The 23,900-nt window shown below is 63.0% G+C and carries 24 protein-coding genes; 16 read left to right on the top strand and 8 right to left on the bottom strand.

Annotated elements, in window-relative coordinates:
* Positions 1–393 precede the first annotated feature (393 nt).
* Complete coding sequence (locus ACIGJE_RS27400; protein WP_311943366.1) at positions 394–813, bottom strand: RrF2 family transcriptional regulator; 420 nt, start codon at positions 811–813, stop codon at positions 394–396.
* 127 nt (positions 814–940) lie between these two features.
* Between ACIGJE_RS27400 and hmpA the strand changes: the two genes are divergently transcribed.
* Entirely contained in the window at positions 941–2,152 is a 1,212-nt protein-coding gene (hmpA, locus tag ACIGJE_RS27395; RefSeq protein WP_483680943.1) for an NO-inducible flavohemoprotein, read from the top strand.
* 103 nt (positions 2,153–2,255) lie between these two features.
* On the opposite strand, the gene ACIGJE_RS27390 is transcribed toward hmpA, so the two are convergent.
* On the bottom strand, positions 2,256–3,326 hold the full coding sequence (locus ACIGJE_RS27390; protein WP_483680942.1) for an ABC transporter ATP-binding protein: 1,071 nt from the start codon (positions 3,324–3,326) through the stop codon (positions 2,256–2,258).
* A 131-nt stretch (positions 3,327–3,457) separates the two neighbouring features.
* On the opposite strand from ACIGJE_RS27390, the gene ACIGJE_RS27385 reads away from it, so the two are divergent.
* From ACIGJE_RS27385 to ACIGJE_RS27355, 7 genes are all read left to right on the top strand, one after another.
* Entirely contained in the window at positions 3,458–4,168 is a 711-nt protein-coding gene (locus ACIGJE_RS27385; protein ID WP_394312895.1) for a GntR family transcriptional regulator, read from the top strand.
* Entirely contained in the window at positions 4,165–5,166 is a 1,002-nt protein-coding gene (locus tag ACIGJE_RS27380; RefSeq protein WP_483680940.1) for an alpha/beta hydrolase, read from the top strand. Before ACIGJE_RS27385 ends, ACIGJE_RS27380 begins: the two co-directional genes overlap by 4 nt.
* A 34-nt stretch (positions 5,167–5,200) precedes the next feature.
* Positions 5,201–6,415, top strand: coding sequence for an ABC transporter substrate-binding protein (locus ACIGJE_RS27375; RefSeq protein WP_415086992.1), 1,215 nt, complete (start codon positions 5,201–5,203; stop codon positions 6,413–6,415).
* Between the two features lie 70 nt (positions 6,416–6,485).
* Complete coding sequence (locus ACIGJE_RS27370) at positions 6,486–7,409, top strand: carbohydrate ABC transporter permease (protein ID WP_483680938.1); 924 nt, start codon at positions 6,486–6,488, stop codon at positions 7,407–7,409.
* A complete protein-coding gene (locus tag ACIGJE_RS27365; RefSeq protein ID WP_311943352.1) occupies positions 7,406–8,239 on the top strand; it encodes a carbohydrate ABC transporter permease in 834 nt (277 codons plus the stop codon). The genes ACIGJE_RS27370 and ACIGJE_RS27365 overlap by 4 nt, the downstream gene beginning before the upstream one ends.
* 46 nt (positions 8,240–8,285) lie before the next feature.
* Positions 8,286–9,167 (top strand): sugar phosphate isomerase/epimerase family protein, encoded by an 882-nt coding sequence (locus ACIGJE_RS27360; RefSeq protein ID WP_483680936.1) that lies wholly within the window; start codon positions 8,286–8,288, stop codon positions 9,165–9,167.
* On the top strand, positions 9,164–10,159 hold the full coding sequence (locus tag ACIGJE_RS27355) for a Gfo/Idh/MocA family protein (protein WP_394312900.1): 996 nt from the start codon (positions 9,164–9,166) through the stop codon (positions 10,157–10,159). The genes ACIGJE_RS27360 and ACIGJE_RS27355 overlap by 4 nt, the downstream gene beginning before the upstream one ends.
* Positions 10,160–10,298: 139 nt before the next feature.
* Here the strand turns inward: ACIGJE_RS27355 and ACIGJE_RS27350 are convergent, their stop codons facing one another.
* A complete protein-coding gene (locus ACIGJE_RS27350; protein WP_311943345.1) occupies positions 10,299–10,490 on the bottom strand; it encodes a hypothetical protein in 192 nt (63 codons plus the stop codon).
* A 324-nt stretch (positions 10,491–10,814) separates the two neighbouring features.
* Positions 10,815–12,665, bottom strand: a complete 1,851-nt coding sequence (locus tag ACIGJE_RS27345) for a sigma-54-dependent Fis family transcriptional regulator (protein ID WP_483680934.1) — start codon at positions 12,663–12,665, stop codon at positions 10,815–10,817.
* 222 nt (positions 12,666–12,887) lie between these two features.
* On the opposite strand from ACIGJE_RS27345, the gene ACIGJE_RS27340 reads away from it, so the two are divergent.
* Together ACIGJE_RS27340 and ACIGJE_RS27335 are read left to right on the top strand one after the other, a co-directional pair.
* Positions 12,888–13,940: an NAD(P)-dependent alcohol dehydrogenase gene (locus tag ACIGJE_RS27340; RefSeq protein WP_367626763.1), complete on the top strand. Its 1,053-nt coding sequence runs from the start codon at positions 12,888–12,890 to the stop codon at positions 13,938–13,940.
* Positions 13,941–14,106: 166 nt separating this feature from the next.
* The gene (locus ACIGJE_RS27335) at positions 14,107–14,322 is read left to right on the top strand and encodes a ribbon-helix-helix domain-containing protein (protein WP_311943339.1); all 216 of its coding nucleotides are present in this window, start codon (positions 14,107–14,109) and stop codon (positions 14,320–14,322) included.
* A gap of 45 nt (positions 14,323–14,367) precedes the next feature.
* On the opposite strand, the gene ACIGJE_RS27330 is transcribed toward ACIGJE_RS27335, so the two are convergent.
* The 4 genes from ACIGJE_RS27330 to ACIGJE_RS27315 are packed head-to-tail and all read right to left on the bottom strand — an operon-like array spanning position 14,368 to position 16,500.
* Positions 14,368–14,544 carry a hypothetical protein gene (locus tag ACIGJE_RS27330; RefSeq protein ID WP_311943337.1) on the bottom strand — a complete coding sequence of 59 codons (177 nt, stop codon included), beginning with the start codon at positions 14,542–14,544 and terminating at the stop codon, positions 14,368–14,370.
* Positions 14,545–14,576: 32 nt separating this feature from the next.
* Entirely contained in the window at positions 14,577–15,689 is a 1,113-nt protein-coding gene (locus tag ACIGJE_RS27325) for a WD40 domain-containing protein (protein WP_311943336.1), read from the bottom strand.
* Positions 15,686–16,027 (bottom strand): hypothetical protein, encoded by a 342-nt coding sequence (locus tag ACIGJE_RS27320; RefSeq protein WP_415086985.1) that lies wholly within the window; start codon positions 16,025–16,027, stop codon positions 15,686–15,688. The genes ACIGJE_RS27325 and ACIGJE_RS27320 overlap by 4 nt, the downstream gene beginning before the upstream one ends.
* Positions 16,024–16,500, bottom strand: coding sequence for a hypothetical protein (locus tag ACIGJE_RS27315; protein WP_367626760.1), 477 nt, complete (start codon positions 16,498–16,500; stop codon positions 16,024–16,026). Before ACIGJE_RS27315 ends, ACIGJE_RS27320 begins: the two co-directional genes overlap by 4 nt.
* 520 nt (positions 16,501–17,020) lie before the next feature.
* Here ACIGJE_RS27315 and ACIGJE_RS27310 point away from each other — a divergent pair.
* From ACIGJE_RS27310 to ACIGJE_RS27285, 6 genes are all read left to right on the top strand, one after another.
* The gene (locus ACIGJE_RS27310; protein ID WP_376717757.1) at positions 17,021–18,694 is read left to right on the top strand and encodes an aromatic/alkene/methane monooxygenase hydroxylase/oxygenase subunit alpha; all 1,674 of its coding nucleotides are present in this window, start codon (positions 17,021–17,023) and stop codon (positions 18,692–18,694) included.
* A 104-nt stretch (positions 18,695–18,798) separates the two neighbouring features.
* Positions 18,799–19,863: an NADH:ubiquinone reductase (Na(+)-transporting) subunit F gene (locus ACIGJE_RS27305; RefSeq protein WP_415086983.1), complete on the top strand. Its 1,065-nt coding sequence runs from the start codon at positions 18,799–18,801 to the stop codon at positions 19,861–19,863.
* Between the two features lie 53 nt (positions 19,864–19,916).
* Positions 19,917–20,975 carry an aromatic/alkene monooxygenase hydroxylase subunit beta gene (locus ACIGJE_RS27300; protein WP_415086981.1) on the top strand — a complete coding sequence of 353 codons (1,059 nt, stop codon included), beginning with the start codon at positions 19,917–19,919 and terminating at the stop codon, positions 20,973–20,975.
* A 33-nt stretch (positions 20,976–21,008) separates the two neighbouring features.
* Positions 21,009–21,377 carry an MmoB/DmpM family protein gene (locus tag ACIGJE_RS27295; RefSeq protein WP_149250175.1) on the top strand — a complete coding sequence of 123 codons (369 nt, stop codon included), beginning with the start codon at positions 21,009–21,011 and terminating at the stop codon, positions 21,375–21,377.
* 81 nt (positions 21,378–21,458) lie between these two features.
* Positions 21,459–22,535: an NAD(P)-dependent alcohol dehydrogenase gene (locus ACIGJE_RS27290; RefSeq protein ID WP_311943324.1), complete on the top strand. Its 1,077-nt coding sequence runs from the start codon at positions 21,459–21,461 to the stop codon at positions 22,533–22,535.
* Between the two features lie 340 nt (positions 22,536–22,875).
* Complete coding sequence (locus ACIGJE_RS27285) at positions 22,876–23,898, top strand: amidohydrolase family protein (RefSeq protein ID WP_068297695.1); 1,023 nt, start codon at positions 22,876–22,878, stop codon at positions 23,896–23,898.
* The last annotated feature ends 2 nt before the right edge of the window (positions 23,899–23,900 follow it).

Genomic DNA, 23,900 nt, shown 5'->3' with positions numbered 1-23,900 from the left:
AGCACAACACATGTCGTGCGGTACGATTATCTTTTATGTTTGGGGGGATGGTCACGCACAGTACCTACTGCGCGCTGCGCAACGTGCCGTGACCGCGTTCTCTGTTGAACGTAACTGGTAGCATACGCACAAAATACTGAATTCGCCAAACGTTTTTTTGGGGTCACTGGCTTGGGCCCAGGAGTCCCTGCTTGCGCATAGGCGCGTGGCCGAAAGCGACAGTAAAACCGAGAGGACAACTCCCCGGACGTCCGCAACCGCCTTGCCTTGGGAGGAGCCCCCAAAGCCTCGATGCCCCCAGATCGCAACCTCCCGGTCGCACCAGGGGCTCATCCTCGTGATTCAGTTCGGCCGGTCGAGGATTTATTACAAAGGCGAGGCACGCCCTCTGTCTTACGAGGCTCTTAGCAGGTACCCGAAGTCACCTTTGCGGGCGATGATATCCGCCAGGGAATAGCGATCGAGTGTCGCCAGGAACGATTGCAGTGCTTCGTCCAGCACGCTTGTGAGACCGCAGGCCGGCGCGATGATGCAGGCCCCGCAGCCGACCAGATCGAAATCGTCCTCGGTATGGCGGACGAGGGCTCCGACATTGATGTCGGCGGCTGGCTTGGCCAGACGAATGCCACCATGCCGGCCCCGCACGCTTTCCAGATAGCCTGCATTCACCAGATCGTTGACGACCTTCATCAGATGGTTCTGCGAGATGGCATAGGCGCGCGCAATGTCGCCAATCGAGCATAGCGTGTCCGGCTTCCTGGCCAGATACAGCAGGACACGCATGGCGTAGTCGGTGTAGCGCGTCAGTCGCACCGATTTGCTCCAAAAAAATATGCATCAATGTTGCATGTTTTATTTCGTCGGTATAGATGCATCCAGGATACATGTTTTTGAACCGATCAAACCCTGTCCCGAAAGCATCCAGATCACAGGAGATGTGATGTCACAGCCGCTCGGTGCGCAAACCATCGCGCTCGTCAAAGCCACCGTTCCCGCCCTCGAGGCCCACGGCCTCGATATCGTGCACGAAATGTATTCGCGCATGTTCAGGAACCCCGACATTCGAGACCTGTTCAATCAGTCCCACCATGGCGATGCGGGATCGCAGCCGCGCGCACTGACCGGCGCCATCCTGGCCTATGCCAGCAATATCGACAATTTGAGCGCGCTGGTGCCTGCGGTCGAGCGAATCGCGCAAAAGCATGTCGGGCTCCAGATCCTGCCCGAGCACTATCCTCATGTCGCCGATGCCCTGCTGGGCGCGATCAAGGCCGTTTTGGGGGATGCCGCAACCGACGAAATCCTCGCCGCATGGGGAGAGGCCTACTGGTTCCTTGCCCATATCCTGATCGCCCGCGAGGAACGCATCTATGCCGAGCAGAAGGAAGCCATCGGCGGCTGGAACGGCTGGCGCGATTTCCGCGTGGAGGACGTGGTGCGCGAAAGCAGCGTGATCAAATCATTCGTGCTGCGGCCGGTCGATGACAAAGGCGTCATGCCCCACAAGCCAGGGCAGTATCTCACCTTCTGGTTCGACATCCCCGGCCATCCGCCTATCAAGCGCAATTATTCCATTTCGGCTGCAGCGAATGGGCAGACCTATCGCATCTCGGTGAAGCGCGAGCCCCATGGTCTTGCATCGGGATGGCTCCACGATCACGCCGCCGCGGGAACGATCCTCAAGGTGGCGGCGCCGGCGGGCGAGTTCTTTCTTGCCGACCACCCCGAGCGCCCTTTGGTCCTCCTGTCCGGCGGCGTGGGCCTCACGCCGATGGTGGCGATGCTGGAGGCGTTGGTCGCCACCGGCAGCAGCGTTCCGGTCCACTACATCCATGGGACGCATAATCGCCAGACCCATGCGATGCGCGAGCATGTCCGCGCGCTGGCCTCTCGAGGCAAGGCGGTGCGCGTCACCGATTTTCACCAGACGCCGCTCGCCGATGAGACCGCCGGACGCGACTACGATCTCGCCGGCCTCATCACGGACGGCTGGCTGATTGCCAATACCCCGGCCAGCGAGGCGGACTACTATATCTGCGGGCCGAGGCCTTTTTTGCGGGCCGCGGTTTCGGCGCTGTCGCTCGCAGGCGTGCGATCCGACCGCATCCATTACGAGTTCTTCGGCCCGGCGGACGAATTGCTCGCGGCCTGAGCGCTTCCCTTCGGATGCGGGGCTCTTCGGTCGAAATCGGCAAGGACTATCGACCGCCTCCATGGCGGCGATCAGACCGGCATCGCCCAGCCCTGCATTCACTTCAGGCCGGTTCCAGCCGCCGGCCGCTCTTTCCGTCGAAAAGGTGCAGCACGTTCCCCTCGCCCTTCACCGAAACCAGGTCTCCCACCTTCACGGTGCTGTGACGCGGAAATTCGACGGTGATCATGCGTTCTCCACCCGCATCCAGGTAGCCAAAGGTCTGCCCGCCGAGACGTTCGACCATCGCCAATTCGCCGGTGAACCACGCCTGGGAGGCGTCGCAGGGCGAAAGGTCTTCCGCCCGGATACCCAGGACGATAGGGGTTCCGGCTACCGCCGACAGCCATGGCACGGCAATCTTGGCCCTGCCGATCGACAGTTCGCCGCCTCCGTTCAGTTTCACTTCCACGGTGTTCATGGTCGGACTGCCGATGAAGCGCGCCACGAACAGGCTTGCCGGACGGTGATAGAGGTCGAGCGGCGGGCCGACCTGTTCCATGCGGCCCGCATTCATCACGACGATACGGTCGGCCAGCGTCATCGCTTCGACCTGGTCATGCGTGACATAGACCGTGGTTGCCTGGATGCGCCGGTGCAGCTTGGCGATCTCGAGCCGCATCTCCACCCGCAAGCCGGCATCGAGATTGGACAGCGGTTCGTCGAACAGGAAAGCCTGAGGATCACGAACGATGGCCCGTCCCATGGCGACACGCTGACGTTGCCCGCCCGACAATTGCCCCGGCCGACGCTCCAGCAAGGGCGCCAGTTTCAGGGTTTCGGCGGCTTGCCTTACGCGCTGGTCGATCATTTGTGGATTCTGGTCGCGCATGCGCAGCCCAAACCCCATGTTCTCGGCCACCGTCATATGCGGATAGAGCGCGTAATCCTGGAACACCATGGCGATATTGCGTTCAGCAGGCGTAAGCGCATTCACCACCCTGTCCCCGATGCGCATCTCTCCACCCGTGATCTCTTCGAGCCCGGCGACCATGCGCAGCAAGGTGGATTTGCCGCAGCCCGACGGACCGACCAGCACCAGGAATTCGCCCTCGGCGATATCGAGGTCGACACCATGGATCACCATATGGGTGCCGTAGGACTTGCGAATATCCCTGAGGCCAATGCCCGCCATTGCGTTCTCCCCGATGCTGCCTGCGACAAGCGAGGCCTTTCCAGCCCTTGACCTAATTATCAATATCAATAATGATAATTGCAAGAGGTAAGCGAACACTCACAAGATGGGCGCCAGCATAAGGGGGAGACATGAGCGAGCGGCCAGCATCTCGGCGTTTCGACCCGGCACTCCGCGCCAAAGGCACCCGGCCCGGCCCTGTCGCGCGCTCGGCGATCGCCTTCGATGCCCTCAAGCATGACATCATGCTCGGCGAACTCGCTCCCGGCGAACCGCTGGTGGAACTGGAACTCGCCGCCCGTTTCGGTTGCAGCCAGGGCACAGTGCGGGAAGCCCTGCTGCAGCTCCAGGAGGAAGGGCTGGTGCATCGGCGCGGCCATCGCGGCACCCAGGTCTCGGACTGCACGGCCGACGAGGCCGTGGAGATGTTCCGCGTCCGCAAGCAGATCGAATGTGCCGGTGTGCTCCGCGCCCTGCGCAACCCCAGCCGCAGCCTGCTTTCCGATCTGAAGGCACTGGTCGAAGCCATGGAGGAGGCTGCGCGGGAGGATGACGAGATGGGCCTTGCCGCCTTCGACCGCGATTTCCACCGCCGCCTGTTCCACGATGCCGACCTGCCCGCACTGGATCCGATCCTGCATCGCTGCCTGATCCACAATCACCGCTTCAAGATTTCGCGCACGCAAGGCCAGCGCGATCTCGTGCTGACGGCCCAGCGTCATCGGCCGCTGGTAGCCGCAATCGAGGCCGGCAACAGCGCCGCGGCCGTGACCTCCCTCGAGCACCATATCGCGACCATCGTCGATTTCGGGCCCAACGTTTTTCCGGGAGCAGGGCAATGAACCTCCCTTTCCCCGACATACGGGTCGAAGAATTGCCCGGCCGGCTCGATCCGGAACTGGCACGCCTCCTGGCCGCCATCGACGATGAGATCGGTCCGCAGCCCGATACGACGCTGCTGCCGCCGGCAGAGGGTCGCGCCCTTGCCGCGCGCCTCAACCAGCGCTGGAACCGCGACCTGCCGGCAATGGCCTTTGCGGGCGACGTCATCATCCCCGCGGATTCGGTGCTCCCGTCGGCCGACTGCCGCGTCAAGGTGCTGATCCCCCCGCAGGCGGGAGACGGTGCCCTGGTCTTCGTCCATGGCGGCGGCTTTGCCTTCTGCAGCCCTCAGACCCATGAACGGTGCGCCCGGGTCCTCGCCATCGAGACCGGCCTGCCCGTTCTCATGCCCGACTATCGCCTTGCGCCGGAGCATCCCTTCCCGGCGGGGCTGCATGATGTGATTGCCTGTCTCGGCAGTGTCTTCGAGAGCACGGCCCCGTTCGGCATCCGCCCCGGCCCGCTTCTGCTGGCCGGTGACTCGGCAGGCGCCAACCTCGCCCTGGCGGCCATGCTTCACCGGCAGGCCAGCGGATACGAGGCCCCCGACGGCGCCCTGCTCTTCTACGGCGTCTATGACGCGGATTTCGAGACGGCGTCCTATCGGCGCTTTGCCGAGGGGCCCGGTCTCACCACGGCGCGGATGCAGCGCTACTGGAACTGGTACCTGCCCGATCCGAAGGCACGCCAGGAGGCACTCGCTTCGCCCCTCCATGCCAGTGACGAGGCTCTGCGTGGTCTGCCGTCGCTCTTCCTTCTGGCCGCGGAGATCGACCCGCTCTTGTCGGACACACTCAATCTGGCAGCGCGCCTGCGCTCGGTGGGACGGCCGGCCGAGACACACATCGTCAAGGGCGTGACGCACGGCTTTTTACAGATGAGCATCGGGCTGAGCGCAGCCCGCAACGCCCTCAAGACCGCAGGTCAAGCGGCAACGTCAATGATCAAGCCGGCATGAACCGGCATCAAAACACATTCTTCGGGAGGAGACGATGAGAACAGGACTGAAGAAAACGCTGAAGGCACTCGGCGTCGCCTGCGCCCTGAGCGCCAGCATGATGCTCGGGGCCGCCAAGGCGCAGACCGTGCGCTTCTGGTATCATTTCGACAATCCGGCCAACCCGATGGACGATCTCATCAAGAAGTTCGAGGCAGCCAATCCCGGCATCAAGGTCGAAGCCGAAAACGTGCCGTGGAACTCCTATTACGACAATCTCTACACGGCGATCGTCGGCGGCAATGCACCCGATGCCGCCATGGTGAAGCTGTTCGCCCAGCCCCGCCTCGTCGAGATGGGAGCCCTGGAGCCGATCGGCGACCGCATCGATGCCTGGCCCGGCAAGGCGGACCTGCTCGACAATCTCCTCAACCTCAACAAGGGGCCGGACGGCAAGCAATATTATCTGCCGATCCAATATGTCGTTCTCTATCTTTATTATCGCGCTGACCTGTTCAAAGCCGCGGGGTTGGAGCCGCCCAAGACCTGCGACGAGTTCCGCGAAGACGCCAAGAAACTCACCAAGGCGCCGGAGACCTATGGCTTCGGTCTGCGCGGCGGCAAGGGCGGCTGGGACCAGTGGGGCACTTTCGTCTTTTCCAGGGGCGCCAAGCTCGAGCCGGGCGGCCTGACCACGCCGGAAGCGATTGCCGCCAACAAATGGCTGGTCGACATGTTCCGGGAGGACAAGTCGATTCCGCCCTCCGCGCCCAACGACGGCTTCCAGGAAATCATCGCAGCCTTCAAGGCCGGCAAGACCGCGATGACCATCCACCATGTCGGCTCGTCCAACGACCTCGTCAAAGCCCTGGGCGACAAGGTCTCGGCGGTACCCGCCCCGGCCTGCAACGGCAAGCAGTGGACCTCCTATGGCGATGAATCGCTGGCGGTCTTTTCCTCCTCGCAGGCGAAGGACGCCGCCTGGAAATGGATCTCCTTCCTGGCGGAGGGACAGAACAATGTCGAGTTCAACAAGGCCACCGGCCAGATGACGGTGACCAAGTCGGGCTCGGCCAACTGGACGCTGCACCAGCGGCGTTTCGTGGATGCCACCGTGCAGTCGCTGCCCTTCGCCTCGGTGCTGCCGCAGACCCCGGCCACGACCGAATTCGTCAACACGGCCTGGCAGACCAACATGCAGCAGGCCCTGACAGGCGCAGCGACGCCCGAGCAGATGATGCAGCAATTGCAGACGCTGTTTGCAAACTAGGTAAGGGCACCGGGCTTTCTGTGCGCCGCACAGAGAGCCCCTTTCTCCCCTCTCACCATTGCGTCGGGCCATGTCGCTGCACTCGTCCACCTCCGAACTCGATCGGGAATTCGCGGTCCCCCTGCGGACGCGGCTGATGCCCTATGCCCTGCTGACGCCGGCCTTGCTGGTGGTGTTTGTCGTCGTCTTCGTCCCGATGATCGAGGCCGTCTATACGAGCCTGTTCGATCTGGTGCTGTGGAAGCCCAATGCCGCCAGATTCGTCGGCTTGAGCAACTACATCAAGCTGTTCGCCGATCCGGTGTTCTGGACGGCTCTCTGGCACACGGTGATCTGGATCGGCCTCACGGTGCCGCTGCAGATGGGGCTCGGCCTGGTTGCCGCCCTGCTGCTCAATCGCGATTTTCCCTGGCGCGGCCTTGCCCGCGCGCTGATCATCATCCCCTGGGCGCTGCCGAGCGTTGTCATCGCCTTGATGTGGCGCTGGATCTACGATCCCAACACCGGCGTGCTCAACGACATGCTGCTCGGCGTGCATCTGATCCAGAGCGCAGTGCCCTGGCTCGCCGATCCCAATGTCGCGCTCTATGCCGTGATCGCCACGCTCACCTGGCAGGGCTTTCCCTTCTTTGCCGTGATGATCCTCGCCGGCTTGCAAGGCATTCCGCGCAGCCAGTACGAGGCTGCCTCTATCGACGGCGCGACGCCCTGGCGTCAGTTCGTCAACGTCACCCTGCCCGGCATTGCTCCGGTCCTGGCGACCGCCGGGCTGCTTCGCGTGATCTGGGTCGCCAACTCCATGGACGTCATCTTCGTGATGACGGGGGGCGGTCCCGGCTACGCGACCCACACCTTGCCCCTCTACGCCTTCATCAAGGCGCGCCAGAATCTCGATTTCGGCTATGGCACGGCCATAGCGGTGACCTTCACTATCCTGCTCGGCGCCTTCGTCGCCATCTACATCATCCGCACCATGAAGGAGGTCGAGCGATGAACAAGCCGTCGACCCTCCGGCGCATTCTCACCACCGACCTGCCGGTGGCAGCGATCGTGCTCTTCGCACTCGGGCCCTTCGCCTGGATGATACTGACCTCGCTCACGCCGTCCGAGCGCATTGCGGCAAGCGGGGTTTCGCTGTCGCCCATCGGCTGGAGCTTCGACAATTACACCCGCCTGTTCGAGCAGACCTCCTTCCTCGGCAATATGGGCCACAGCCTGATCATCGCCCTCGGCACCGTGGTCGTCGGCCTCGGCGTCTCGGTTACGGCCGCCTATGCCTTCTCGCGCTTCCGCTTCCTCGGGCGCAGGGCGATCATGCTGCAGTTCCTGCTGGTCAACATGTTCCCGGTGGTGCTGCTGATCCTGCCGCTTTTCGTGCTGATGCGCCGGCTCGGCCTGCTCGACACCCATCTCAGCCTGATCCTGGCCAACGCCACCGTCGCCATTCCCTTCGCGGTGTGGATGCTGACGAGCTATGTGGCAGCCATCCCCAGGAGCCTCGACGAAGCGGCGATGATCGACGGCTGCTCGCGCCTGGCGGCCCTGCGCCGGGTGGTGCTGCCGCTTGCCATGCCCGGCATCATCTCCACCGGCATCTATATCTTCATCACCGCCTGGAACGAGTATCTCTACGCCCTCACTCTGGGCGGCAAGAACGTACGCACGGTGACCGTGGCGATCCAGACCCTGATCGGCGAATACCAGATCGAATGGGGGCTGCTCGCCGCCGGCGGCGTGGTCGGCGCCCTGCCTGCGACTCTGCTCTTTCTCATCGTGCAAAAACGCCTGGTTGGCGGCCTGACCCAAGGAGCAGTGAAGGGATGATGAAGCCAGCACCGCGCCTGCCCTCTGCAAACTGTGAAGCCAAACAATGAATCCTATCGGCCTGATATCGATGCAATATGCCCGGCCTTTTGCCGCCGAGCACTTTCCCCTCTTCGCCCGCATGAAGGAGCTCGGTTACGACTTCGTCGAACTCCTGGTGCCCGAGCCCGGCGAAATGGATCTGTCAGCGGCCCGTGCGGCCCTGGCCGATGCCGGTCTCGGGGTGGTGTTGGCGGCTCGCGTCAATCTGCAGCGTAACCTGTCCTCGGACGATGCGGCCAGCCATCGTGCCGGCATCGACTATTTGAAATATGCCGCCGACTGCGCGGCCGCGCTTGGCGCGACATTGGTAGGCGGGCCCCTGACCGGCAATCCGCTCGTCTTTGCCGGCCGTGCGCCCCAGCCGGTATCCGAGACCGAACGCCTTGCCCGCAAGCAGCGCTGCGTCACCGGCCTGAGGGAAGCAGGCGATCATGCCGCTCGCCTTGGCGTGACCCTCGCTGTCGAGCCCCTGAACCGTTTCGAAAGCGACGTGTTGTGCACCACGCAGCAGGCGATGGAGTTGCTCCAGGCCGTCGATCACCTCGCCGTGCGGCTGATGCTCGACACCTTCCACATGCATATGGAGGAAGCCTCCATCTCGGAAGCCATCCGCCTTGCCGGGTCTCTCCTCGTGCATTTCCAGGCCAATGAAAATCATCGCGGCTTTCCGGGAACCGGGGCCACGGACTGGGTCGACGTCTGCCGTGCCCTTCATGACATCGACTATAGCGGGCCTGTCTCGCTCGAACCCTTCCGGCGCAACGATGATCGCTTCGGCGTGCCCCTGGCGCAATGGCGCGCGCCGCATGAGGACGAGAGCGAGCGCCTCGCCGCCTCCGCCTCCTTCATCCGCTCCCATATCTCGCTGACGGAATTTCGCAGATGACCTTGAATATTGGCTGGATCGGTTGCGGCGTGCACGCCACCCAGATGCTGCTGCCGCAGCTCCTGCGCCATGACGTGAAGATTGCAGCCCTTTGCGACATCGACGGCAAACGCCTGGCCGATGCCGGCCGCCAGTTCGGCGTCTCGACACTGCTCACCGATGCGATGGAGCTGATCCGTACGCCCGGCATCGATGCCGTCGGCATGGCCGTCGGCCCCGACCAGCACCTGGCCTTCGGCAAGGCCGCACTGGAGCACGGCCTGCCCGTTTTCATGGAAAAGCCTCCTTCAGGTTCGGCCGAGGGGGCCCGCCTGTTGCGTCAAGCGTCCGAGAAAGCCGGCAAGCCGCTGCTCCTCGGTTTCATGAAACGCTATTCGGTGGGCAACAAGATCGCGCACAACATCCTGAAGTCCGGCCGGTTCGGCCCCGTGCTCGGTCTCACCGGCTACTACATGACCGCGCCTGGCTATTTTGCCGGCAATGTCGACTACACCGGTTTCTTCCTGCACCACTGCGTGCACTATATGGATCTCGTCTCCCACCTCGTCTCGCCCGTCACCGGCCTGACGGCCCGCAAGGTGGAGAAGACACCGGGTCGGGTGCTGTTCCATATCGCCCTGGACTTCGATTGCGGCGCCATCGGCACCATCGCGATGGGCACGATCCAGTCGCGGGGCACGCCCGTCGAGCGCATCGAAGTGATGGGGGATCATCAACGCCTGGAAATCGAAGACGTGGTGGAGGTGCGTTGGCACCGCGATCCCCCTTTCAAGACCGCCGATGCAGCGGCAACCCTCACCGACAGCCAGGACAGCCTCACCTGGAAACCTAATTTCACCGCCGCCGCCAACGAGGATTTCAAGGGCTACCACGCACTCCTCGCCGACGTCGTTCCGGCGCTCAGGGGGGAAGACACGCCGGCTCCGAGCATTCAGGACGGCGTGGTTGCGATGGAAAGGCTCGAAACCCTCAGGAAGGTTCTGGCGCTATGACCCCGAGAATGGACCCGGCCTGCAGCAGCCGACAATTCGCCCTTGCGCGGCGATGGCCAGCCGGCGATCACCAACAGCCCGGGAGCTTTTTTCGGCGGCCCGAAACACCGCATCCAGTTCCGTGATCAGCGCCGGCGCCCTAGATCCAGAAGAGCACTCGAAATCGCGGCCCCGGTCCATTCGCGACATAAACGCCGTCGAGGTAGTGTACGGCGACGATGCGATCCGGGGTAATGCCATGGTGCGACAGGGCAGCGTTCAGGGCTTCGACCGTTGCGTCGGTGGTGATCTCGTCAATGGTCGCTACGTTCGATCGGGATGCTAAAGCCATGTGATTCTCCCTTCTATCGGGAGCGCGACGGCGCGCTCGGAGTCGTTGGGAAGATGGAGCGTGGGACACAGCCAGCTCGAAAACCGGCGCACCGAAGCGCCAAGATTACGGGTAGCCGCATTAGCCAACCCCGGGAGACATGATTCAGCCCGAAGTGACGAAATTATGATCGAGGCGACGATTTACGTCGGCCGGAGCAGCTCGGCATTGGAGTGGATCCTGGAATCGAGCCAGGCCAGGCCGCTGATTGTCAGCCGCTAAGCGATCTCGTCGATAGGTCGATGCGCAGGGCGCGCGTCGAACTTGGGTCACCCCGCAAGCGGCTCACAAATGCTTGTATATCGTGGTTCGCGACAGTCCCAGAGCGCGTGCCGTATGCGTGACGTTTCGGCAGGAGCGATATGTCGTCCTGATCTCCTGACAGACCCGGCGCGCCAGACCACGGTCCCGGCAAGCCGGGCAGGCATCACCCACGTCCTCCGACCCATCGACGAAGCAGGTCTCGTCGACGAATGGTCCCCGTTGGCGCATGAGCAGGCGCTGGAGGGCGCTGCGAAGCTCGCGGATATTGCCGGGCCATTCGCGTTGAGCCAGCCTCGCGATGGCGGCATCGGTGATCGCCATTCCCGGGGCCAGTTCCTGCAGCAGGTGCTTGACCACGAGCACAAAGTCGGTGCGGGCCGCCAGCGGCGGCAGATGCAGGACGAGGCCGTTGAGACGGTAGAGCAGGTCGGCCCGGAAAGATCGCTCCGCCACCATCGCCTCCAGATCGCGGTTGGTGGCGGAGATGATCTGGACATCGACCTTGTGGATCTTCAGCCCCCCGACAGGCCGTACTTCCATGGCATCGAGAAAACGCAGTAAAGCCGTCTGGGCGGACAGGGGAACATCGGCGACTTCGTCGAGGAACAACGTCCCCCCATCGGCCTGCCGCGCCAGCCCGATCGATCCCTCCGCACGGGCATTGGTGAAGGCGCCCTGCTCATGGCCGAAGATCTCTGCGACGAAAAGCTGTTCGGCCAAGGCACCGCAATTGACGGCAACGAACTCCCCGCGCCGGCCGCTCACCGCATGGATATGGCGCGCCATCAATTCCTTGCCGGTGCCCGTCTCACCGGTGAGATGAACGGGCATGCCCATGGCGACGGCTTGCCCGATGTCGGCCATCGCGGCCTTCAACGTCTCGTCCGCACAGACGAACTCCGGCATGGGTCCGGCCCTGCCATGCTGCATCGCCTGCGGTTCCCGGCGCAGATTGCGAACCGTTAGCCCGGGAGCGATCTGGCGGCAGACCATCAGGACCTGACTGCCGGCCGCATCGCGTATGGGGAAGACGCCCCCGCGCAGAAGGCCATCCAGTGCCCTGGCAAAAGGCATCTCGAACAGCGTGTCGAAACTCACACCGGCGCCGGTCGGCAGCCCGGACAACAAGGCGGAACCGGGACGGTTGAGCGCCGTGACCACACCGTCCCGCGAAAGAGCCAGCAGCCCTGCCGAGAGCGTATCGAGATATTCCGCGCGCGGATGGAAGGCCAGGATGAAGTTGTCCGCGCATTCCTGGAAGATCAGCCCGTTCTCGATCTGGGCCGCGGCCATGCGCACCAGCGCATGCGTATGCTGCTGCCGCGCCTCGTTGGCGCAGGATGCATCGAGCAATCCCAGGACCTGGCCATGCGAGTCCAGGATGGGCGCCGCCATGCAGCTCAAATGGGCGTGGCAGGTAAAGTAATGCTCCCGGCCGAAAACGCCGACCGGCTGGCTGCTGTCACTGGCCAGCCCGAGGGCGTTGGTGCCCCGCCGGGCCTCATCCCACAGGCTGCCGGGAAGGATGGAGCGCCCTGCCACGCTCTCCGTGAAGGCCTGATCGCTGATGGTGTCGAGCACCATGCCGCTCGCATCCGCCAGCGCGATCATCAGATTGGAGCCGGCGATCTGAGCATAGAGAACCTGCATCTCGGCAAGAGCCAGCCGGCGCAGGCCCTCCATTTTCTGGCGCCGACGCGTCACCGCCGCAAATGGCACCACCTCACCGCGGGGCTGGAGACGCGGATCGAGACCCAGATCCCTGCAACGCTGCCAGCTTTCGGCGATCGGCACCGGCAAGGTGCCGCCGGGCAGGCGATCACCGCGCTCGAGGGCATTTCGGGCCCGGTCCATTCCCGACAGGATCTGCATGATCTACTCCTCGATTTCGACAGCCCGGCCGGCAACGCCATTGCCTGGGAGATCTGTACGCCGATTGGACACACCGCCCGCATAACTGTTCAGTTTGGCGACACAAACGGCTCGATGAAATTCAAGCAGCACCTTGAAAAACCTAATATATTCATTCTGGCACGAGGATTGCTGCCGTTCCGTCGAAGCGTGGACAAGACCGCGCTCGCGGAGGAAATGACAATGAAGGCGCAAGTGCTCACCCGCTATGACGACGATCTGAGGGCCGGCCAGTGGGTCGATCTTCAGGAGGTTCCCGATCCCAGGATCGAAAAGTCGAACGACGTCATCGTGCGGATCGGCGGAGCGGGTGTATGCCGCACCGATCTCCACATCATCGAGGGCGTCTGGCGCCCACATATGGACCCGAGCGGCGACCAGCTGCTCCCACTGATCATGGGGCACGAAAATGCCGGTTGGGTCGAAGCGGTCGGCAAGGAGGTCGAAGGCATCAAGGTCGGGGATCCCGTCATCGTCCATCCCAAGATCTCGGGCGGCACCTGCCTGGCCTGCCGCCGCGGCATGGACATGCACGGCCCGGGCCGCTTTCCGGGGCTCGACTGCAACGGCGGCTATGCGGAGTTCCTGTGCACCTCCGAACGCAATATCGTGCCGCTTCCCAAGACACTCGCGCCCAAGGAAGTCGCGCCCTATGCCGATGCCGGCTTGACCGCCTATCGCGCCGCCAAGAAAGCGACGCGCCACCTCCTGCCCGGGGAAAGCTGCGTGGTGATCGGTGCCGGCGGCCTCGGCCATATCGGCATCCAATGCCTCAAGGCCATGTGTGCCGCCGACGTCATCGTGGTCGACAAGTCCGACGCCTCCCTGGCGTTGGCGGGCAAGATCGGAGCCGACAAGCTGGTGAAGGCAGACGGCAACGAGGTGGAGGCCGTGCTCGCACTCACCGGTGGCGCCGGCGCCGAAGCCGTGATCGACTTCGTCGGCGAGAAGGGCACGACGGCCAAGGGCCTCGCCATGACCCGATCGGCCGGCAGCTATTATGTCGTCGGCTATGGCGAGGACATCCGGGTCCCCACCGTCGACATGGTCATCACGGAAAAGAACATCATCGGCAATCTGGTCGGAACCTGGGCCGAGCTCGTCGAACTGATGGCCCTGGCCGATCGAGGCCTGGTCGAGCTGACCACGGTGGAATACCGGTTGGCCGATGCCAACAAGGCTCTCCAGGATCTCAACGCCGGCAGGATCCATGGTCGCGCTGTCCTCATTCCGTGACGAGAAAAGCACCGGCCTCCTCCCGATCGGTGGAGGTCGGCCCCTCCCCTTGCCGCGCCCGGACGAGCGGGGCGGCGGGAGGGCGGCGTCAAGGCTGAAAGGGCGCGCCATGTGCAAGGTCCTCACGAGCCAGAGCCCGCTCCATTTTCGCAAGGCGAGCCGATCGATGCGTATCGCCGGGCATTCGACGACGGTGAGGCTGGAGGAGGCGTTCTGGCAGGTCCTCGACGAAATGGCCCGTCGGGAAGGGCTTTCGACCTCCCGGCTGATTTCGGTGCTTTACGAGGAGGCCCTCGAGCGCCACGGCGCCGCTCCCAATTTCGCCTCGCTCCTGCGTACCGTCTGCCTGCTCTACCGGGGGATGATCCCGCCGGAGGGCTGACACTCCGAGGGAGGCCGGGTCGCTCCGGCCTCCTCTCCCATCGTCTCAGCTCGCCTTTGCGACCTTGACGATCCGGTCCTCGGCGATCCAGCGCGCCGTCAGGATCAGCGCCCCCATGGCAAAATCCTTGTCATGGGTGTCGATCATCTCGCGAGCGAGGGTTTCCAGCTTCTGGAAGAACAAATCCTTGCTCTCTTCCTCGCGGGTCTGCTCTGTCGGCATGTCGTCCTCCTGTGATGGGCGCTCTGCTGCGCCTATTTGAAGAGCTGGGGCGGAAAGGTGATGAGAGCGGCCTGGCCCTCCGCATCGCCGACGGCGAGATGACGCCCGTCCGCCGACCAGGCCAGCGCAGTGACGGCCGCGCCGAACGGCCGCACGAAGAGTTCGTCGCGCCCGCCGAGCCGCGCCACCACGATGCGGCCATCGGCATAGCCGGCCGCCACCAGGTCGCGCGTGGGATGGGCGGCAACAGCTTCCACCAGGATCAGGCCGGTATGGCCGGTCAGCAAAGCCTGGCTGGCGGCCTCGGCACCCGTTCCCCAGGCTGCAATGCGATAGGCCCCCGATGCCACCAACTGCCCGTCCGCCGCCCAGGCCAGGTCTTGCACCGGTGCGGGAAAGTCGAGGATGGTGTCGGTCCGACCAAGCGGAACATCGACGACGCTAAGACCGCCGATTTCCAGACCGCAGGCAATGCGATCGGCCTGCCGGTTCCAATGGACACCCGTCGGCCGCGAAGGCAGCGTTGCCACCAGCTGGATCGTCAAGGCCGGATCCAACGCCATGACGACGAGATTGTCCGCACTCAATCCCGCCAGGTGCCGGCCATCGGGCGAGAATTTGAGGGCCCCCGGAATGGGAAGCACCGGCCGCGAGCGAGCGATGGCATTTGCCGCCTGGTCCAGGAGGTACAGATCGTTGCCGTCCGACACGGCGGTCACGCCCGATTGCTCCGCATGATCGAGGGCCAGAACGGGGCCGCCAAGGCGAAAGAAATCTTCGCGCACCTCTCCTTGTACCGAAACCGGCCTGACCGCACCATCGACCGTCCCGACCAGGAAACCACCCGCATGGAAGGGAACGACGAGGGGAACATCGCCTTCCTGCATTGCGACCGCAGTCAAGGGGGCCGGCGGCTTTGTGCGCGGCAGGATCCTCGTCTGTCCGAGATCCCCGCTGACCCGGATGCGGCTCTCCGGTCCCTCCGTTTCTGCCACGGGAGCAAGGGCAATGGCTCCGTCGGCGGTCGTAAAGGCGACGGAACCTCCCTGCCGATCGAAGTTTACGCCCGCGACGGGTGCAGGTCGCTGCCAGCAGCGTCCCAGCAGGTCGAACAGCGTCGGGTTCTGTCTGCTTTGCTGGTTCATGATGTCCTCCCCTCCCGCTCCATTGCCTGCTGGAGCAGGCGATCGAGCGCCTCGATTTCCTGCTCGGCTGTTTTGATGCGTCCGGCACATTGGCTTTGCCGGCCGCTCTCGGCTTCGGCGCTTTCGTGCGCCGTTCGCAGTTCGTCTAGCAATTCCCGCGCCAACTCCCCTTCAGCCGGCGCCTGCTTCAATGCCAGCTCGAGGCGCAGCACTTCCATCCCGAGGCCGGCAAGGAGCTGGGTGAGCTTGAGGGCTTGCGCATTGAGCGCGGACAAGCCGGCAACCAATTCGAGCCGGCGCGCCAGCAGATCCTGGTGCTTGGGATTTGCTGCGGTCATTGTCGCCTCTCTTCCTTGGCCGCCTTGGGCTTTTCCCAGCCGGACAACAAGGCCGGCAGCTCCGGCAGTTGGGCTTTGAATTGGCGCTGAGCGGCTTCCACATGGCTCCTGAGCTGGTCCCAGATATCGACACGCAACAGGGAGGTGGTGTCGCCGGTCAGGCGTTCGATGTCCTCCACCCGAAACTGCCGGGACAGGGAAACGCCCGAAAAGACGAAATCGCGCAGCGTGATGGCATGCCGTTCCACGAAGGCATGGAGCAAAGGATGGGTTTCCGCCGTAATCCCCGCCAATGTCAGCTCGGCGATCATGAAGTCGTGGAAATGGCGCTGCAGGCGCAGCTGGCTTTCGCCCAGAAAGCGCATGGAAAAGATCAGGTCGCGCGGCATCAGCCGCAGCAGGTCCGTGATGACCTCGCTGTCATCAGGCCCATCGAAAGCCGATGGCGATCGAGGATTGTCGGGAGAAGACATCGGCATGACCCCGAATGGTTGGGTTGTCATAATACCGACAGGATAACCCACGAGATTAAGTTGTCTATAAGTTCACCTGTCAATAATATCAATAAATATGTTAAATATCAAAATAGATAAATAGCGTTACATTTGTAAATTACAGCTGTAACGTTATGTTACACCAATAGGACCCATGCGAATATCGATGCTACCCAGGGCGCCTAAAGCTGCACAATTTAGAGCTTGTCGTGAGTTGGCACGGTCCTTGCTGCATCATTCTCCATAAGAAGCCCATCGCGTTTCGGCGCGATGCCAAAAGAACGAAGGAATGGGGAACCCAAGGTCGGAATGCCATGGCGCGCATGCCTTGCGCACCAGGCGTTCAGAACCACTCCAGACACCTTTGCCGTGATCCACTCGAGCAGCCGGATGGTGGCACGCCATGTCCCCTGAACCGGCCGCCCGCACTCATCGGCGGCGATACCTGCCGCTCCCCGCCCGAACCATGGGGGTTCGTGGCGCAATCTGGTGGAGGCTCATGGCTATGACGTCTTTGACGCTCAACAAGATAACCTCGCAGCGCGGCATTTCCGTCGGCGAGGCGACCAAGAAGATATCCGATCTCGGCTGGAACCCGACCTATGTCCAGGAAGCGATGACCTTCCCGACGGACTACAAGATCAGCAAAGCGCCGCGCGATCCGATGAAGCAGGTGCTGCGTTCCTATTTCCCGATGCAGGAGGAAAAGGACAACCGCGTCTATGGTGCGCTCGATGCCGCCTTGCGCGGCGACATGTTCCGCAATGTCGAGCCGCGCTGGGTGGAGTGGATGAAACTCTTCCTCGCCATCATCCCCTTCCCGGAAATCTCGGCCGCCCGCTCGATGGCGATGGTGGCGAGGCTTGCGCCCGGCGAGGACCTGCGCACCGGCTTCACCATGCAGATGGTCGACGAGTTCCGCCATTCCACCATTCAGATGAACCTGAAGAAGTGGTACATGGAGAACTATATCGATCCGGCCGGCTTCGACATCACCGAAGAGGCCTTCGGCAAATGCTATGCCACCACGATCGGCCGCCAGTTCGGTGAAGGTTTCATCACCGGCGATACCATGACCGCGGCCTGCATGTACCTGACCGTCGTCGCCGAAACCGCCTTCACCAACACGCTGTTCGTGGCCATGCCCTCGGAGGCCGCCCGCAATGGCGACTATGCCCTGCCGACCGTGTTCCTTTCGGTGCAGTCGGACGAGAGCCGCCATATCGGCAATGGCCACTCCCTGCTGATGGCCGCCCTCAAGGAGCCCGAAAACCACCTGCTGCTCGAGCGCGACCTGCGTTATGCCTTCTGGCAGAACCACGCCATCGTCGACGCCGCCATCGGCACCTTCATCGAATACGGCACCACCAACCGCGACAAGAACAAGGAATCCTATGCGGAGATGTGGCACCGCTGGATCTTCGAGGACTACTACCGCACCTATATGCTGCCGTTGGAAAAATACGGCATCAAGATCCATCACGACGACGTTCAGGAAGCCTGGAAGCGCATCACCGAGAAATTCTACGTCCACAAGGTGGCCCAGTTCTTCACCGTCGGCTGGCCGCTCAATTTCTGGCGCATCGAAGCCCAGACGGACAAGGACTTCGAGTGGTTCGAGCATAAATATCCGGGCTGGTATGCACAGTTCGGCGAATTCTGGAAATGGCACGACAAGCTGAGCCACCGCGGCGAGAAGATCCTCACCTTCAACGAACAGGTGGGCTACGTCTATCCGCATCGCTGCTGGAGTTGCCTGGTTCCCTGCCTGATCCGCGAGGACATGGTCGTCGACGAAATCGACGGCAAGCTGCACACCTTCGCGCATGAACTCGATCGCTGGACGGCGGTGGAGGCCTTCTCCGACGAGTACCAGGGACGTCCGACCCCGGCGATGGGCCGCTTCAGCGGCAAGCGCGAATGGGAGACGCTGTATCACGGCTGGGATCTCGCCGAGGCCATGAAGGATCTCAACTTCGTGCGCTCGGACGGCGAAACCCTGATCCCGCAGCCGCATCTGCGCTTCGATGCCAAGGAAATGTGGACGCTCGACGACGTCAAGGGCCACACCATCCTGTCGCCGCTGACGCTGCTGCGTGAGATGACTCCCGCCGATCGCGAGAAGCATCTGGCTGAGTATCGCGCCGGCTTCACCATCAACCCCTGCCACTGAACCTGCCGCTTCGCGGACGCCGCCCGGCGGCTTCTGCAAGCGAAAGGATCACGCCCCCTCTCTTCACCGGGAGGGGGCACGGGACAGTCTTGGAGGAAGGACCGATGAGCGTGGCCCACACTGTGCGCCTGGAACCCGTCGGCGTCGAATTTGAAGTTGAGGACGGCGAGACCGTGCTGAACGCAGCCTTTCGTCAGGGCATCGCGCTGCCGCACGGCTGCAAGGAAGGGCAATGCTCGGCCTGCAAATGCGTCTTGCTCGACGGCGAAGTCGACATGCTGAAATACTCGACCTTTGCGTTGAACGACATGGAGAAGGATAGCGGCCACATCCTTCTGTGCCGCTCGATCGCCTATTCGGACATGGAAGTCGAACTCCTCAACTATGACGAGGAAGTCCTGTCCAAATCGATCGCCGTGAAGAGTTATCAGGGCCGCATCGAGAAAATCGAACGCCTCACCCACGATATTCGCGGCATCGAGATCACGCTCAGTTCCCCGATGAAATTCTGGGCCGGCCAATATGTCGACATCACAGTCACCACGGAAAAAGGGGAGACGCTTACGCGCTCGTTTTCCATGGCAAATACGCCGGACGAAACCCAGAAACTCTCATTCATCATCAAGAAGTACCCTGAGGGACGATTCTCCGGGGAACTCGACGCCGGCGGAATCCGGGTCGGAGCCGAAGTCGCCATCGTCGGCCCCTATGGCACCTGCTTCCGACGTGAAGAACGCCAAGGACCCCTGATCCTGGTCGGCGCCGGGTCGGGCATGTCGCCAGTCTGGTCGATCCTCAACGACCACCTGGCCAGCGGCGAGCAAAGGCCGGTCTACTTCTTCTACGGCGCCCGCACGCAGGACGACCTGTTCCATCTCGACCGGATCTCGGCCTTGGTCGAGCGCTATCCGGAGGTGCAGTTCATCCCCGTGCTCTCGCATGCCGGAGAAGACGGCACCTGGCAGGGTGAACGCGGCTTCGTGCATGAGAGCGTGGGCGCCAAGCTCAAGGAACTCGCCATCGATGGGCAGGGCGACGTCTATGCCTGCGGCCCTCCCCCCATGATCGATGCATTGCAGCCCGTGCTGTTCATGAACGGCTTCGAGGTCGAGCACATCTTCTTCGACAAGTTCACCACCTCGTCGGGCGCAACCTCGCCCGGCCACTAAGAGCCGCCCTCGGGCGGATCGTCGAAACGCACCACAACCAGGGAGTGAATACCATGCCTGCCATTTCGAGTTCGGTCGGGTCCGGCGCAGCCGGTGCAGCGATCTTCGCCGATTCCGACAGCCGCAAATACCGCTATTTCGATCCCAGGGGGCAGCGCGCCACCCATTACGAGGACGTCACGGTCGACGTGCAGCCCGATCCGGAGCGCTATCTGATCCAGAACTGGATCATCAATTTCGCCGACGGCAATGGCGCCTATGTCAAGGGCAACACGCTGGCGCAGAGCTCGAACTGGCATGCCTTCCGGGCGCCCGACCAGGAGTGGGAGCGCACCCACTATCAACGCCAGTCCAAGATCGAGACGATGGTACAGAGCGTGATCGCCAATGGCCGCAAGTCCGGCGCGCCCAAGAGCTTCGATAAGGTCTGGGTCAGCATCCTGCAGCACCATCTGGGTGCGTGGAAGCACGCCGAATTCGGACTGGGCACCTCGCTGATGCAGGCCCAGCGCTACGGCTACACCCAGATGATCAACAACGCCACGCTGACCAACTCTTCCTACAAGCTGCGCCTGGCGCAGGACATCACGCTCTATCTGGCCGAGATCGGCATGGATATTCCCGGCTGGAACGACGAGCTCGGCAAGAAGACCTGGCTGGAAGACGGCACCTGGCAGGGCACCCGCGAAGCCATCGAGACCATCATGGGCGCGGAAGACTATCTGGAGCAGTATTTCGCCATCAATATCGTGTTCGAGCCGCTCGTGGGCGAACTCTTCCGTTCGGGCTTCCTGATGCAGGTGGCGGCCGCCAACCACGACTTCATCACCCCGCCGGTGATCTCGGCCGCCGAAGCCGACTATGAGCGCAATCTCGCCAATACCATCGACCTGATCTACCTGCTCGCCCATGACGAGAAGCATGCCGCGGCCAACCGTCAGCTGTTCAAGGGCTGGCTGAAGAAGCACCGCGCCCTCGCCGACAAGGCAGCGCTGGGCCTGCAGCCGATCTGGTCGATGCCGCATTCCAAGCCCGTCTCGTTCGAGGATGTCCGCGCCGTCTCGCAGGAGCGGATCGGCCAGATCCTGCGCGAACTCGGCCTCGACGACTGACCGGCCGGCAACCATCCAAAGGGAGAAACGACCATGTCCACGGCAGCCCGCGATTCCTCGCACGCCAATATCTTCAAGTCGATGAAGGACATCACCTTCGAGCAGACCATCTCGCACCAGTGCGGGGTCACCATGAACGACTCGGTGGAGGCCCGCGCCATCGCAGAATTCATGGGCAAGAAGGAGGGTGTGATCGTCACCTATCAGCCCGCGCTGATCCGCATCGACGGCGACGGCAAGCTGATCTTCAAGATGGACGAGATCAGCGAATATCTCGGCCGCGAGATGACGGCGGAGATCTTCGAAGTCAATACCTCCACCCATTACGGCCGCATGGTCAGGGTCGACGACAACACCGTGATCCTGTTCGGCAACATGGACGAGGTCTTCGAATACATCTGAGCGCGACGGCAAGTCTTGGGCGATACGCAGCGGCGTATCGCCCGTTCCCGCCCATGCAGAGCCGAAAACGAGTAGCCAGTCATGCCAAGCAAAATGAAGGCCGCGATCTTTGTCGAGAAGGGACGCATCGTCCTCGATGACAAGCCCATCCCCGAGATCGGCCCCGCCGATGCCCTGATCCGCGTCACGACCACGACGATCTGCGGAACGGACGTTCATATCCTGAAGGGGGAATATCCCGTGGCCAAGGGCCTGACCATCGGCCATGAACCGGTCGGCGTGATCGAAAAGCTCGGCTCGTCGGTACGCGGGTTCAAGGAAGGACAGCGCGTCGTCGCCGGCGCCATCACCCCCTCGGGCTGGAGCCATGCCTGCCTGTGCGGCTGCGGTTCTCAGGATGGCGCCGGCACCAAGCATGGCTGGAAGGCCATCGGTGGCTGGAAATTCGGCAACACCATCGATGGCTGCCAGGCCGAATTCGTCTGCGTGCCCGACGCCATGGCCAATCTCGCGCCCATTCCGGACGAGGTGAGCGACGAACAGGTCCTGATGTGCCCAGACATCATGTCGACCGGCTTTGCCGGCGCCGAAACCGGCGGCATCCGGATCGGCGATGTCGTTGCCGTCTTCGCGCAGGGACCGATCGGCCTGTGTGCCACGGCCGGCGCCAGGCTGATGGGCGCGACCACCATCATCGCCGTCGACACGGTGCCCGCCCGCCTGGCCATGGCCAAGCGCCTGGGCGCCGACATCGTGGTGGACTTCAAGCAGGAGGATCCCGTCGAAGCCATCATGCGCCTGACCGACGGGCGCGGCGTCGACGTGGCGATCGAGGCGCTCGGCACGCAGGCAACCTTCGAGGCCGCCCTGCGCGTCCTCCGGCCCGGCGGCGTGCTCTCGAGCCTCGGCGTCTACTCGTCGGACTTGAAGATCCCGCTCGATGCCTTCGCCGCCGGCCTCGGCGAGAAATCGATCCGCACCTCGCTGTGCCCGGGCGGCAAGGAACGCATGCGCCGCATGCTCGATGTCGTCAGTTCAGGGCGGGTCGATCTGGGCGGGCTGGTCACGCACCGCTTCAAGCTCGACCAGATCGAGGAGGCCTACGACCTCTTCGCCAATCAGCGCGACGGCGTGCTGAAGGTCGCCATCACGACCTGAGGAACACATGCCGCAACGGCAGCGATGGGAGAGAGAACCATGCTCGATGCTTCATATGGCCCCTGTTCCGAAGCCGGCATCCCGACCGCGAGAATGGGTGGGCCGAGGGGCAAGCCAAGCGCCGGTCCGGAAGATGCGGAAGCGGCGCGGGACGACCGCGCCTGCAGCGGCGCTGCATCCGAGGGATGTGCGGGATGCCCGTTGCGCACCGCGCGGATGGCTCGGCTGCCACCCCTCCACACGCCTCGCGGAGCCGCGGCACCCTCAACCTGATCTCACGGAACAGTCGAACAATCGAGTTGCAACAGAAGCTTAGAGCGAAATACCAACGGAGGAAGCCATGTATATCACGCCCGAAGGCAAGGAAATTTTCGTCGTTGATGGCCACACCCATTTCTGGGACGGCAGCCCCGAAAACCAGCGCAACATTCACGGCAAGCAGTTCGTGGAGTGCTTCTATGCCTATCACACGGCGCTCAGCCCCAAGGAGCAGCTCTGGCCGAAGGAGAAGTTCGAGAAATACAGCGCCGACGACCTCTATCGCGACCTGTTCGTCGACGGTCCTGACGATGTCGCCATCGTGCAGTCGACCTATCTGAAGGATTTCTACAAGCAGGGCTTCAACACGCTCGAGCGCAATGCCGAGATGGCCAAGCGCTATCCCGAGCGCTTCATCGTCAACGGCTCCTTCGATCCGCGCGACGGCGAGGCCGCGCTCGAATATATCCACTTCATGAAGGAGACCTACGACATCAAGGGCGTGAAGATGTACACGGCCGAGTGGCATGGGGATTCCCGCGGGTGGAAGCTGACCGATCCCAACGCCTATCGCTGCTTCGAACTGTGCGAGAAGCTCGGCATCCGCAACGTCCACGTCCACAAGGGCCCGACGATCATCCCGCTCAGCAAAGACGCCTTCAACGTGGGCGACGTCGACGACGCGGCCACCGACTTCCAGAACCTGAACTGGATCGTCGAGCATTGCGGCCTGCCTCGCCTGGACGATTTCTGCTGGATCGCCGTACAGGAAACCAATGTCTATGGCGGCCTTGCCGTCGCCCTGCCCTTCATCCATTCGCGCCCACGCTATTTCGCCGAGGTGATCGCCGAGCTCCTGTTCTGGCTCGGCCCGGACAAGATCCTGTTCGGCTCCGACTACGCGATCTGGACACCGCGGTGGCTGGTCGAGAAATTCTGGGCCTTCGAACTGCCCGAGGACATCAAGCGCGAGCGCGGGGTCGATCTCACCCCCGAGATCAAGGAGAAGATCTTGGGCCTCAACGCGGCGCGTCTCTACGACATCGACATCGCGGCCAAGAAGGCGGCCCTGGCCAAGGCGCCCCTGTCGATCGCGGCGGAGTGAAG

The organism is Labrys sp. E2SS-1L (assembly GCF_057073705.1).
Note: the sequence above shows the minus strand (reverse complement) of the source record. Positions and strands in the feature narration are given on the sequence as shown.

Excerpts from the sequence above, each read along its gene's own strand:
- ACIGJE_RS27295 (WP_149250175.1), top strand. The coding sequence starts at position 21,009 with ATGTCCACGGCAGCCCGCGATTCCTCGCACGCCAATATCTTCAAGTCG.
- hmpA (WP_483680943.1), top strand. The coding sequence starts at position 941 with ATGTCACAGCCGCTCGGTGCGCAAACCATCGCGCTCGTCAAAGCCACC.
- ACIGJE_RS27385 (WP_394312895.1), top strand. The coding sequence starts at position 3,458 with ATGAGCGAGCGGCCAGCATCTCGGCGTTTCGACCCGGCACTCCGCGCC.
- ACIGJE_RS27335 (WP_311943339.1), top strand. The coding sequence starts at position 14,107 with ATGCGTATCGCCGGGCATTCGACGACGGTGAGGCTGGAGGAGGCGTTC.
- ACIGJE_RS27285 (WP_068297695.1), top strand. The coding sequence starts at position 22,876 with ATGTATATCACGCCCGAAGGCAAGGAAATTTTCGTCGTTGATGGCCAC.
- ACIGJE_RS27300 (WP_415086981.1), top strand. The coding sequence starts at position 19,917 with ATGCCTGCCATTTCGAGTTCGGTCGGGTCCGGCGCAGCCGGTGCAGCG.
- ACIGJE_RS27355 (WP_394312900.1), top strand. The coding sequence starts at position 9,164 with ATGACCTTGAATATTGGCTGGATCGGTTGCGGCGTGCACGCCACCCAG.
- ACIGJE_RS27315 (WP_367626760.1), bottom strand. The coding sequence starts at position 16,500 with ATGTCTTCTCCCGACAATCCTCGATCGCCATCGGCTTTCGATGGGCCT.
- ACIGJE_RS27305 (WP_415086983.1), top strand. The coding sequence starts at position 18,799 with ATGAGCGTGGCCCACACTGTGCGCCTGGAACCCGTCGGCGTCGAATTT.
- ACIGJE_RS27330 (WP_311943337.1), bottom strand. The coding sequence starts at position 14,544 with ATGCCGACAGAGCAGACCCGCGAGGAAGAGAGCAAGGATTTGTTCTTC.
- ACIGJE_RS27390 (WP_483680942.1), bottom strand. The coding sequence starts at position 3,326 with ATGGCGGGCATTGGCCTCAGGGATATTCGCAAGTCCTACGGCACCCAT.
- ACIGJE_RS27290 (WP_311943324.1), top strand. The coding sequence starts at position 21,459 with ATGCCAAGCAAAATGAAGGCCGCGATCTTTGTCGAGAAGGGACGCATC.
- ACIGJE_RS27360 (WP_483680936.1), top strand. The coding sequence starts at position 8,286 with ATGAATCCTATCGGCCTGATATCGATGCAATATGCCCGGCCTTTTGCC.
- ACIGJE_RS27375 (WP_415086992.1), top strand. The coding sequence starts at position 5,201 with ATGAGAACAGGACTGAAGAAAACGCTGAAGGCACTCGGCGTCGCCTGC.
- ACIGJE_RS27370 (WP_483680938.1), top strand. The coding sequence starts at position 6,486 with ATGTCGCTGCACTCGTCCACCTCCGAACTCGATCGGGAATTCGCGGTC.
- ACIGJE_RS27320 (WP_415086985.1), bottom strand. The coding sequence starts at position 16,027 with ATGACCGCAGCAAATCCCAAGCACCAGGATCTGCTGGCGCGCCGGCTC.
- ACIGJE_RS27345 (WP_483680934.1), bottom strand. The coding sequence starts at position 12,665 with ATGCAGATCCTGTCGGGAATGGACCGGGCCCGAAATGCCCTCGAGCGC.
- ACIGJE_RS27310 (WP_376717757.1), top strand. The coding sequence starts at position 17,021 with ATGGCTATGACGTCTTTGACGCTCAACAAGATAACCTCGCAGCGCGGC.
- ACIGJE_RS27380 (WP_483680940.1), top strand. The coding sequence starts at position 4,165 with ATGAACCTCCCTTTCCCCGACATACGGGTCGAAGAATTGCCCGGCCGG.
- ACIGJE_RS27365 (WP_311943352.1), top strand. The coding sequence starts at position 7,406 with ATGAACAAGCCGTCGACCCTCCGGCGCATTCTCACCACCGACCTGCCG.
- ACIGJE_RS27325 (WP_311943336.1), bottom strand. The coding sequence starts at position 15,689 with ATGAACCAGCAAAGCAGACAGAACCCGACGCTGTTCGACCTGCTGGGA.
- ACIGJE_RS27340 (WP_367626763.1), top strand. The coding sequence starts at position 12,888 with ATGAAGGCGCAAGTGCTCACCCGCTATGACGACGATCTGAGGGCCGGC.
- ACIGJE_RS27350 (WP_311943345.1), bottom strand. The coding sequence starts at position 10,490 with ATGGCTTTAGCATCCCGATCGAACGTAGCGACCATTGACGAGATCACC.